1 protein-coding gene is annotated in these 1,205 nt (G+C 29.7%); it reads right to left on the bottom strand.

What is annotated here, in order from left to right; genetic code table 11:
* Positions 1-176: 176 nt before the first annotated feature.
* Positions 177-1,040, bottom strand: coding sequence for an adenosylmethionine decarboxylase (gene speD, locus Q0370_RS07195; RefSeq protein WP_021746703.1), 864 nt, complete (start codon positions 1,038-1,040; stop codon positions 177-179).
* Between the last annotated feature and the right edge of the window lie 165 nt (positions 1,041-1,205).

The following is a 1,205-nucleotide window of genomic DNA, read 5'->3' on the forward strand; positions in this document are numbered from 1 at the left end:
CTTTTATCCAAATTTTCAAAATTTTAATTTCACTTCAAAAAATGCTTAGACAAGTGGGGATTAGTGCGTAGCACTTTCGCCAAAATCTTCAGATGTTATGATTTAAAGAAATTAAAATAACTAATATTGCGAAATAAAAGGGGATGTCGACTGTTCCCCTTTGCTTTATAATAGTTTTAATAAATATTCATTCCACTATAAATTTCAATCATTTCCTTCCTAAGTCTATCCGTAATTTCCAGCCTTTTTTTAGGTGCGATTTCATAAACATCTTGATTGAATAGATAATTTTGTAATCTGATTTCCTTTATTAGCATTTTTGTATGGAAAATGTTAGACTGGTATACATTTACGTCAATCGCATCGTATATTTTTAATTTTTCAGGCTCAATATAATCTTGAATAGAAGTTATATTATGATCTGTAAAAAATTTCTTTCCTGAAATATCCCTTGTAAATCCACGTATTCTGTAGTCAATTGTAATTATATCAGAATCAAAACTGTCTATCAAATAGTTTAACGTATTTAATGGTGAAATTTCCCCACAAGTTGCAATATCAATATCTACTCTAAAAGTGGAAATTGAATTATCTGGATGGTATTCTGGGAAAGTATGCACTGTTATATGGCTTTTATCCAAATGGGCGTGGACTGTATCCGTATCCTGACTTGCCCCACCTTTTTTTATACTGTTTTCATCCATTCCAATTTCCTCAAAAAATGGCTTTCCTCTATTACAAGACTTGTCGATATTTTCTGGACTTATTCTTTCTTCTGCAATTAAAACATTTACAGAGGCTCCTTGTGGCTCGTAGTCCTGCTTTGATATGTTCAAGACTTGTGCTCCAATCATTTCTGCCACACGAATAAGTATTTTTGTAAGCCTTTCTGAATTATACTGCTCATCAATATATGCAATATAGTCCTTTTGCTCTCTCTCTGTTTCTGCATAGCAAATATCATAAATATTAAAACTTAATGTTTTTGTTAAATTGTTAAATCCATATAACTTAATTTTATTATTTTCCAACTCATTCATCACTTCCTCTCCCATTTCTTCACATTACACTAAAAATTCTTTTAAAAATCAAATAAACCTTTAATTTGAACATTATAGTAAAACTGCTTTAAAACTAAACTCAAAAGGCTATGACTATTTACTCAAACCCTAAATTTATATAATTTTTAGTAGTTCAATTTTAGT

Source organism: uncultured Leptotrichia sp. (assembly GCF_938036635.1).
GTDB classification, from domain to species: domain Bacteria; phylum Fusobacteriota; class Fusobacteriia; order Fusobacteriales; family Leptotrichiaceae; genus Leptotrichia; species Leptotrichia hongkongensis.